The 10915-nt window shown below is 74.3% G+C and carries 1 protein-coding gene; it reads left to right on the top strand.

Annotation, left to right across the window (positions count from 1 at the left end):
- The first annotated feature begins 23 nt into the window (after positions 1-23).
- Positions 24-10913, top strand: coding sequence for a type I polyketide synthase (locus ACWEPL_RS20950; RefSeq protein WP_452437175.1), 10890 nt, complete (start codon positions 24-26; stop codon positions 10911-10913).
- Positions 10914-10915: the final 2 nt, after the last annotated feature.

Below are 10915 nucleotides of genomic sequence, written 5' to 3'. Positions count from 1 at the left end.
GCGGCTCAGAAGGGCTACGTTCGATGGCAAACGAAGACAAGCTCCGGGGCTACCTGAAGCGGGTCACGGCCGACCTGCACCAAACCAGGCAGCAACTGCGGGAGATCCAGGGCCGGGAGCACGAGCCGATCGCGATCGTCGGCATGGCCTGCCGCTACCCGGGCGGGGTCACCTCGCCCGAGGAGCTGTGGCGGCTCGTCGCCGACGGCGTCGACGCGATCTCCGAGTTCCCCACCGACCGCGGCTGGGACGAGAACCTCTACCACCCCGACCCGGACAACCCGGGCACGACCACGGCCCGGACGGGCGGCTTCGTCTACGACGCGGCCGACTTCGACGCCGGCTTCTTCGCGATCTCGCCACGTGAGGCGTTCGGGACCGACCCGCAGCAGCGGATGTTCCTGGAGTCGTGCTGGGAGGCGTTCGAGCGCGCCGGCATCGACGCGAACTCCGTGCGCGGCAGCCGGACCGGCGTCTACGCCGGCGTCATGTACCACGACTACTTCCGCGCCGAGGCGCTCGGCAGCGTGGTCTCCGGCCGCGTGGCGTACGCGCTCGGCCTCGAGGGCCCGGCGATCTCGGTCGACACGGCCTGCTCGTCGTCGCTGGTGGCGCTGCACCTGGCGGCGCAGGCGCTGCGGCGCGGCGAGTGCTCGCTGGCGCTGGCCGGCGGCGTGACGGTGATGGCGACCCCGAACACCTTCATCGAGTTCTCCCAGCAACGGGGCCTGTCGGCCGACGGCCGCTGCAAGTCCTTCGCCGACGCGGCGAACGGCACCGGCTGGAGCGAGGGCGTGGGGGTGCTGCTCCTCGAACGCCTGTCGGACGCGCGGGAGAACGGGCACCACGTCCTCGCGGTCATCCGCGGCAGCGCGGTCAACCAGGACGGCGCCAGCAACGGGCTGTCCGCGCCGAACGGCCCCTCCCAGATCCGCGTGATCAGGGAGGCGCTGGCCGACGCGGGCCTGTCGCCCTCGCAGGTGGACGCGGTGGAGGGCCACGGCACCGGCACCACCCTGGGCGACCCGATCGAGGCCCAGGCGCTCATCACCGCGTACGGGCAGGACCGGGACCAGCCTCTGTGGCTGGGCTCGCTGAAGTCGAACATCGGCCACGCCCAGGCCGCCGCCGGCGTCGGCGGCGTGATCAAGATGGTGATGGCGCTGCGCAACGAAACGCTGCCGCGCACCCTGCACGTGGACGAGCCGTCCACGCACGTGGACTGGTCGGCCGGCGCCGTCGAGCTGCTCACCGAGCCCCGGTCGTGGGAGTCCGGCGAGGCGCCCCGCCGCGCCGCCGTCTCGGCCTTCGGCTTCAGCGGCACCAACGCCCACCTGATCCTCGAAGAGACGCCGGCCGAGCAGGACGACACCGCCGAGCAGGCCGGGCTGAACCTGCCGCTGGTGCCCTGGACGGTCTCCGCCAGGGACGCGCAGGCGCTGGCCGCGCAGGCCGACCGGCTCAGTACGTGGGCGGCCACGCGGCCGGACCTGCGCGTCGAGGACGTCGGCTGGTCGCTCGCGACCGGCCGGGCGGCGCTCGACCAGCGCGCCGTGATCGTGGGGGAGACCCGGGACGAGCTCCTGGCCGGTCTCCGGTCGCTCGCCGACGGCGCCACCGCCGTCACGGGTTCCGGGGCGGGAGGCAGGATCGCCTTCCTGTTCGCCGGCCAGGGCAGCCAGCGGGTGGGCATGGGCGCCGCGCTCGCCCAGGCGTTCCCGGTGTTCGCCGCCGCGCTCGAAGACGTCTGCAAGGTGCTGGACCCGCTGCTGCCGCACCCCATCAGGGACGTCATGTTCACCGACCCCGACGGGGTGCTGGACGAGACGGGCATGACCCAGCCGGCACTGTTCGCCTTCGAGGTCGCCCTGTACCGGCTGCTGACCTCGCTGGGCATCGAGGCCGACGTGCTCGCCGGGCACTCGGTCGGCGAGCTCGCCGCCGCCCACGTCGCGGGGGTGCTCTCGATCGGCGACGCCTGCGCGCTGGTCGCCGCGCGGGCCCGGCTGATGCAGGCGCTGCCCGCGGGCGGCGCCATGCTCGCCGTCGCCGCCCCGGAGGAGCAGGTGCTCCCGCTGCTGGCCGGCCGCGCGGACCGGGCCGGGATCGCCGCGGTCAACGCGCCGGGCGCGGTCGTCGTCTCCGGCGCCGCCGGCGACATCGACGAGATCGCGCAGGCACTCGAGGCGGGGCAGGTACGCACCCGCCGGCTGCGCGTCTCCCACGCCTTCCACTCGCCGCTCGTCGAGCCGATGCTGGAGGAGTTCCGGCAGGTCGCGGAGTCCTTGACGTACGGCGAGCCCGCCATTCCGATCATCTCCGACGTGACCGGGCAGAAGGCGCAGCCCGGGCAGCTCACCGACCCCGGCTACTGGGTGGACCACGTCCGCCGGGCGGTGCGCTTCGGCGACGCCGTCACCACCGCCAGGGCCGCCGGCGCCACCGTGTTCGTGGAGATCGGCCCGGACGGGGTGTTGACCAGCCTGGCCAGGCAGACGCTCGACGGCGACGACGCCGCGTTCTTCGTCAGCGCCACGCGCAAGGACCGCGACGAGGCCCGCGCCTTCGTCGAGGCCGTCGGCCGGCTGCACTGCCGGGGCGTCGCCGTCGACTGGGACGCGTACTTCGCCGACGCCGTCCCCCAGCGCGTCGAGCTGCCCACGTACGCCTTCCAGCGCAAGCGCTTCTGGTTCATGCCCGGCGGGACCCCGGTCGAGCAGGCGCCCGACGGCTCCGTCGACCCCGAGTTCTGGGCCGCGGTCGAACGCGAGGACGTGGCCGCGCTCGCCGCCACCCTCGGCATCGAGGACGGCTCCCCGCTGGCGGCCATCCTGCCGGCGCTGTCGTCCTGGCGGCGCCGGCGGCGCGACCAGGACGTGCTCGACTCCTGGCGGTACCGCGTCACCTGGACGCCCGTCGGCGCACCCGGCGGGAAGCCGCCCGCGCTGTCGGGCACCTGGCGCGTCGTCGTCCCGGCGGACCGGGCCGGCGGCGACGCGGCGGCCTCCGTCGCCGGGGCGCTCGAACGGCACGGAGCCCGGTGCGAGCTCCTGGAGGTCACCGGCGACTCCGGAAGGGACGACCTCGCCGCGCTGCTGGCCGGGGACGAGGCGCCGGCCGGCGTGCTCGCCCTCCACTGCGACCTGGCCCGGACGGTCACGCTGATCCAGGCCATGGACGACGCCGGCGTGGCGGCCCCGCTCTGGATCGCCACCGACGGAGCCGAGAGCGTCAGCCGGGCCGACCCGGTCCGCGACCCGGAGCAGGCCGCGGTCTCCGGGCTCGGCCGGGTCTTCGGCCTGGAGCACCCCGCCCGCTGGGGCGGCCTTGTGGACCTGCCGGAGACGCTCGACCAGCGCGTCCTGACCCGCCTGGTCACCGTGCTCGCCGGGATCGGGGAAGAGGACCAGCTCGCCGTCCGCGCCTCGGGGATCTTCGCCCGCCGCCTGTCCAGGGCGCCCAGGGCGCGGACCGACTCGGCCGGGCACTGGCGGGCCCGCGGCACCGTACTGATCACCGGCGGCACCGGCGGCCTGGGCGCGAACGTCGCGCGGTGGCTGGCCCGCGACGGCGCCGAGCACCTCGTGCTCACCAGCCGGCGCGGCGCCGACGCCCCCGGCGCCGCCGCGCTCGTGGCCGAGCTCCAGGAACTCGGCGCGCGGGTGACGGTGTCCAAGTGCGACGTGGCCGACCGCGACGCGCTCGCGGCCCTGGTCCGCGAGATCGAGGCCGACGCCCCCGTCCGATCGGTCTTCCACACCGCGGGCGTGCCCCACATGCAGCCCCTCACCCGGCTCGGACGGGACGAGCTGGCCGAGGCCACCCAAGCCAAGATCGTCGGAGCCGCCAACCTGGACGCGGCCTTCGACGGACCGCTCGACGCGTTCGTGCTGTTCTCGTCCGGCGCCGGTGTCTGGGGCGGCGCCCTGAACGGCGCGTACGCCGCCGGCAACGCCTACCTCGACGCGCTGGCCGCGCACCGCCGCGCCCGCGGCCTCGCCGCCACGGCTGTCGCCTGGGGCTTCTGGGACGCCGCGGGCGGCGGCATGACCACGCTCCTCGACGAGGAGGACGCCCGCAGGACCGGCGTCCGCTACATGGACGCCGGCCTGGCCATCGACGCCCTGCGGCAGGCCCTGGACGACGGCGAGACCAACCTGGTCGTCGCCGACGTCGACTGGGAACGGTTCTTCCCCATCTTCACCGCCGCCCGGCGGCGGCCCCTTCTCGACGGCGTCCCCGAGGCCGTGGCGGTGTTCCAGAAGGAGGCGGTAGCCGACTCCGAGTCCTCCGAGCTGCGCGCGAAGCTCCTCCCGCTGAGCGAGGACGAGCAGGACCGGCTGCTGGTCGCGCAGGTGCGCGAGCAGGTGGCCGCCGTGCTCGGGTACGCCCCCGGCGAGGTGGAGGTGGACCGGGCCTTCCGAGACCTCGGCTTCGACTCGGTCACCGCGGTCGAGCTGCGAGGCAGGCTCAACGCCGCGCTGGGCGTGCGGCTGCCGGCGACCGTGGTCTTCGACTACCCGAACGTCAAGGCGCTCGCGGGCCTGGTCCGCGGCGAGATCCTGGGCACCCGGACGGAGGCCGGGTTCACCGGCGAGACCCGCGGGCCGGTCTCCGACGACCCGATCGTGATCGTCGGGATGAGCTGCCGGATGCCCGGCGGCGTGACCAACGCCGACGACCTCTGGCGGCTGGTCGCCGAGGGCGGGGACGCGATCTCGGCCCTCCCGGACGATCGCGGCTGGGACGTCGAGGGGATCTACGACCCGGACCCCGAGGCGCAGCTCGCCTCGTACGTACGGGACGGCGGTTTCCTGCGTGACGCGGCCGAGTTCGACCCCGAGTTCTTCGGCATCAGCCCGCGCGAGGCCCTGGCCATGGATCCGCAGCAGCGGGTCCTGCTCGAAGCCTCGTGGGAGGCGATCGAGCACGGCCGGATCGAGCCCGGCTCGCTGCGCGGCACCCGTACCGGCGTCTTCGTCGGCGCGGCCTATGAGGAGTACGGCCGCCACTCCGACCAGGTCCCGCTGGAATCCGTGGGGCACCTGGTCACCGGCACCCTGAGCAGCATCGCGTCCGGCCGGGTCGCGTACGCGCTGGGGCTCGAAGGGCCCGCGGTGACGGTGGACACGGCGTGCTCGTCGTCGCTGGTGGCGCTGCACCTGGCGGCGCAGGCGCTGCGGAACGGCGACTGCGACCTGGCGCTGGCCGGCGGCGTCACGGTGATGTGCACCCCGCTCGGATTCATCGGCTTCAGCCTCCAGGGCGCGCTCGCCCGGGACGGCAGGTGCAAGCCCTTCGCCGGCGCGGCGGACGGGTTCGCGCTGTCGGAGGGCGTCGGCATGCTGCTGGTGGAGCGGCTGTCGGACGCCCGCCGCAACGGCCACCCGGTGCTGGCGGTCGTCAAGGGCTCGGCCATCAACCAGGACGGGGCCAGCAACGGCCTGACCGCGCCGAACGGCCCTTCCCAGCAGCGGGTGATCCGCCAGGCCCTGGCCAACGCCGGGCTGTCGGGCGCCGACGTGGACGTGGTCGAGGCACACGGGACGGGCACGACGCTGGGCGACCCGATCGAGGCCCAGGCGCTGATCGCCACCTATGGCCAGGACCGGGACCAGCCGCTGTGGCTCGGCTCGGTCAAGTCGAACATCGGCCACACCCAGGCCGCCGCCGGTGTCGCCGGGGTCATCAAGATGGTCATGGCGATGCGGCACGGGATGCTGCCGCAGACGCTGCACGTGGACGAGCCGTCGCCGCACGTGGACTGGTCGGCCGGGGCCGTCGAGCTGCTCACCGAGGCCCGGCCGTGGGACGTGCAGGATCATCCGCGCCGCGCCGCCGTCTCCTCCTTCGGCATCAGCGGCACCAACGCCCACGTGATCATCGAGCAGGTGCCGGGCACGGACGAGGAGCCCGAGCCCGTCGACGAGCCGCCGGTGGTGCCGTGGGTGCTGTCGGGTCGCAGCGCGGAGGCGTTGCGGGCCCAGGCGGGCCGGTTGGCCGATGCGGTGGCCGGGGTCCGGCCGGTGGATGTGGCGCATTCGCTGGTGGCTTCGCGGTCGGCGTTCGACCACCGCGCGGTGGTGATCGGTGCGGACCGGGAGGAGCTGCTGGCCGGTCTGGACGAGGGCGCGGTGCGGGGTGTGGCCGGGCCGTGCGGCAAGACGGTGTTCGTCTTTCCTGGTCAGGGGTCGCAGTGGCTCGGTATGGGCGTCGAGTTGCTGGATGACTCGCCGGTGTTCGCGGCGCGGATGGCGGAGTGTGAGGCGGCGCTGTCGGAGTTCGTGGACTGGTCCCTCACAGAGGTGTTGCGTAGCGGGGAGGGTCTGGACCGGGTCGATGTGGTGCAGCCGGTGCTGTGGGCCGTGATGGTGTCCCTGGCCGAGGTGTGGCGCTCGCTCGGAGTGTCACCGGCCGCCGTGGTCGGTCACTCCCAGGGTGAGATCGCCGCCGCAGTCGTGGCTGGCGCGCTGTCGCTTCAGGACGGTGCCCGGGTGGTCGCGTTGCGGAGCCAGGCCATCGTGGCGCTGGCCGGTCGGGGCGGTATGGCGTCGATCCCGCTGCCCGCTTCGGAGGTGGCGGTAGACGACCGGATCTCCATCGCGGCGGTGAACGGGCCTGCCTCGACGGTGGTGTCAGGCGATGCGGATGCCATTGAGGAATTCCTGGCTCGGCACGACGCGGTGCGGGCGCGGCGGATCGAGGTGGACTACGCCTCGCATTCGGCCCATGTTGAAGCGATCGAGGAGGAGTTGGCGCGACTGCTGGCTCCGGTGACGCCGCAAACGGGCGAGGTGCCGTGGTATTCGACCGTCCGGCAGTGCTGGTTGGCCGGGACCGAGGTGGATGCCGCGTACTGGTACGAGAACTTGCGGCGGACGGTGTGGTTGGAGCCGTCGGTGCGGGCGCTGGCCGAGCAGGGACATGGCGTGTTCGTTGAGGTCAGTGCCCATCCGGTGCTGATGATGGCGGTGCAGGAGACGGTCGAGGACGTGGTGGCCTGCGGCACGCTGCGCCGCGACGACGGCGGCCTGCGCAGGTTGTGGACGAGCGCCGCCGAGCTGTGGGTACGCGGGGTGAACGTCGATTGGGCCCAGGCCCTGGAGCCCGCCGCCCCCCGGATGGTCGACCTGCCCACCTACGCCTTCCAGCACCAGCACTTCTGGCTGGAGGAGCGCACCGCGAGCGCCGGTGACGTCGGAGCCGCCGGGCTCGGGGCGGCCGGGCATCCCCTCCTCGCCGCCGCCGTCTCGCTGGCCGACTCCGATGGCGTGCTGCTGACCGGCAGGCTCTCGCTGAAGACCCACCCCTGGCTGGCCGACCACCAGGTCAACGGCCAGGTGCTGCTGCCCGGCACGGCGTTCGTGGAGCTGGCCGTCAGGGCCGGCGACGAGGCCGGCTGCGACCTGCTCGAAGAGCTCACCCTGCAGGCCCCGCTCATCGTGCCGGAACGCGGCGCGATCCAGCTCCAGCTGGCCGTCGGCGCCCCCTACGAGGACGGGCGGCGGCAGCTCACCGTCCACACCCGGCCCGACGGCGGAGCCGCCGACGACCCGTGGACCTGCCACGCCACCGGCGTGCTCGCGCCGGAGGCCGCCGCGCCGCCCGCCCAGGAGACGGCCGCCTGGCCGCCCGAGGGCGCGCAGCCGCTCCCGATGACCGGCCTGTACGACTGGCTCGGCGCGGTCGGCCTGGGCTACGGACCCACGTTCCAGGGTCTGAAGGCGGCCTGGCGGCGCGACCAGGAGCTGTTCGCCGAGGTGGCGCTGCCGGAAGGGACCGAGACCGGCGGATTCGGGCTCCACCCGGCGCTGCTCGACGCCGCGCTGCACAGCGTCGCGCTCAACGCGGCCACCGCCGAGGACGGGCCGCGGATGCCGTTCGCCTGGACCGGCGTACGGCTGCACGCGACCGGCGCGACCTCGATCCGCGTCCGGCTCACCCCCCGCGGCACCGACGACGTGACGCTCGCCGTCACCGACACGACCGGCGTGCCCGTCGCGCACGTGGACTCGCTGATCCTGCGCCCGCTGCCCGCCGACCTCGGCGCCGAGCAGCGCGCCACCGGAGAGGACTCGCTCTACACGCTCGAATGGGCGCCGGTGCCCGCCGGCGAACCCGCGGGCGAGCAGCGATGGGCGGTCATCGGCGACCCGTCAGAACTGGCGGCCGCCGGGATCGACGCGGCCGCGCACGCCGGCCTGGCCGAACTCGTGGCCACCGGATCGGTGCCCGAATGGGTGGTCGTCCCGCTGGACGGCGAACCGGAGCCCGATCTGGCCGCGGCGGTCGCCGACCGGACCTGCCAGGTGCTGGAGCTGCTGCAGACGTGGCTGGCCGAGGAGGGCTTCCCCGCCTCCAAGCTCGTCCTCCTCACCCGGGGCGCGGTCGCGACCACGGCGGAAGAGGAGGTGCCGGACCTGGTCAACGCCGGGGTCTGGGGTCTCGTCAGGTCCGCGCAGTCGGAGAGCCCAGAACGGGTCGTCGTCCTCGACCTCGACCGTGACGCGGACTCCTGTCGGGCGCTGCCCGCCGCGCTCGCGACAGGCGAGGCGCAGCTCGCGATCAGGAAGGGCACGGCGTACGCGCCCCGCCTGGCCCGGCCCGGAGCCGACGGCGCGCTGACCCCGCCGGCCGATGCCGAGAACTGGCGGCTGGACGTCACCGCCCGCGGCACGCTCGACGACCTCGCGCTGCTCCCCACCCCGTCGGCGCCGCTCGCACCCGGGGAGGTCCGCATCGGCACCAAGGCCATGGGCCTGAACTTCCGCGACGTGCTGATCGCCCTGGACATGTACCCGGGCGACGCGCCGATGGGCGGCGAGGGCGCCGGCGTCGTCATCGAGGTGGCCGACGACGTCACCACGCTCGTGCCCGGCGACCGGGTGATGGGCATCGTCGACGGCTTCGCCCGGGAGGCGGTCACCGACCACCGGCTGCTCGCCCGCATCCCGGACGACTGGACGTTCGCCCAGGCGGCGTCCGTGCCGATCGCCTTCGTCACCGCCTACCACGCCCTGGTGGACCTCGCCGGGCTCCAGGCAGGCGAGGCGCTGCTCGTGCACGCCGCGGCGGGCGGCGTGGGCACGGCCGCCGTGCAGCTCGCGCACCACCTGGGCGCCGAGGTCTACGGCACCGCCAGCGAGAGCAAATGGGACGCGGTACGCGAGCTGGGCGTCCCCGCCGAGCGCATCGCCTCGTCCCGGACGCTGGAGTTCGCGCGGACCTTCGCCCCGGGCGTGGACGTCGTGCTCAACTCCCTCGCGGGCGAGTTCGTGGACGCCTCGCTGGGCCTGCTGCGACCGGGCGGACGCTTCATCGAGATGGGCAAGACGGACGTACGGGACCCGGCCGAGCTGCCCTCGGTCCGCTACCAGAACTTCGACCTCACCCTGCTCGGCCCGGCCCGCACCGGCGAGATCCTGGCCGAGATCGCCGCCCTGTTCGAGCGCGGCGCGCTCCGGCTCCCGCCGATCAGCACGTGGGACGTCCGCCGCGCCCCCGACGCGTTCCGGTACGTCGCCCAGGCCCGCCACATCGGCAAGGTCGTCCTGACGGCACCGCCCGCCCTCGACCCCGAGGGCACCGTGCTCGTCACCGGCGGCACCGGCGCGCTCGGCGCCCTCGCCGCCAGGCGCCTGGTCACCGAGCACGGCGTGCGGCACCTGGTCCTGGCCAGCCGGCGCGGCCCCGCCGCCGACGGCGCGGCGGCGCTGGAGGCGGAGCTGACCGGGCTCGGCGCCACCGTGACGGTCGCCGCCTGCGACGCCGCCGACCGGGACGCCCTCGCCGCGCTGCTCGCGAGCATCCCCGCCGAGCACCCGCTGACCGGGGTCGTCAGCACGGCGGGCGTGCTCGACGACGGGATGATCTCCTCGCTCACCCCGGAGCGCGTCGAGGCCGTCATGCGCCCGAAGGTGACCGCTGCCGCCAACCTGCACGAGCTGACCGCCGATCTCGACCTGGCGCAGTTCATCCTGTATTCGGGCGCCGCGGGCATCCTCGGCAGCCCCGGCCAGGGCAACTACGCCGCGGCGAACACGTTCCTGGACGCGCTCGCCCAGCACCGCCGAGCCCGCGGGCTGGCGGCGACCTCCCTGGCCTGGGGCCTGTGGTCGCCGCAGAGCGGCAGCGGTATGACCGGCCACCTGGACGAGGCCGACCTGAGCAGGCTGAGCCGGTCCGGCATGGGCGCGCTCGGCCTCGACGAGGGCCTCGGCCTCTTCGACCGGGCGCTGAGCGTGGACGAGGCGGCGCTCGTGCCGATCCACCTGGATCTCGCCACGCTGCGTGCGGGCGCGGCCAAGGGGTTCGGCCACCCGCTCTTCCGCGGCCTGGTACGCATCTCCACGCGCCGCGTGCTCGCGGCGGAGACGCCCATGGGCGAGTCGCTCACCGACCGGCTGGCCGCCCTGCCGGAGGCGGAGCGGGCTCCGATGCTCCTCGACCTGGTACGCGGCCACGTGGCCGCCGTGCTCGGCTTCGCCGGGCCGGAGTCCGTCGAACCGGGACGGGCGTTCAAGGACCTTGGCTTCGACTCGCTGACCGCCGTGGAGCTGCGCAACCGGCTCAAGGCGATCACGGGACTGCGGCTGCCCGTCTCCCTGATCTTCGACTACCCCAACGCCGCCGCGCTGGCCGGGCACCTGCTGGAGGAGCTGGCGCCACCCGCGCACAGCGCCGAACAGCAGGTCCTGGCCGAGCTCGACCGGATCGAGGCCAGGCTGGCCGTCATGGCGGCCGAATGCGCCACCGCCGGGGAGATCACCGCCCGGCTCGAACAGCTGGTCTTCTCCTGGAAGGAACGGCACCAAGAATCCGGAGCCACCGTCGAGGACGTGGCCGATCAGCTCAGCTCGGCCACGGCCGACGAGATCATCAGTTTCATCGACAGCGAGTTCGGACTCTCCTGAGC

The organism is Nonomuraea sp. NPDC004186 (assembly GCF_053603495.1).
This window is presented reverse-complemented; position numbering and strand designations above follow the sequence as displayed.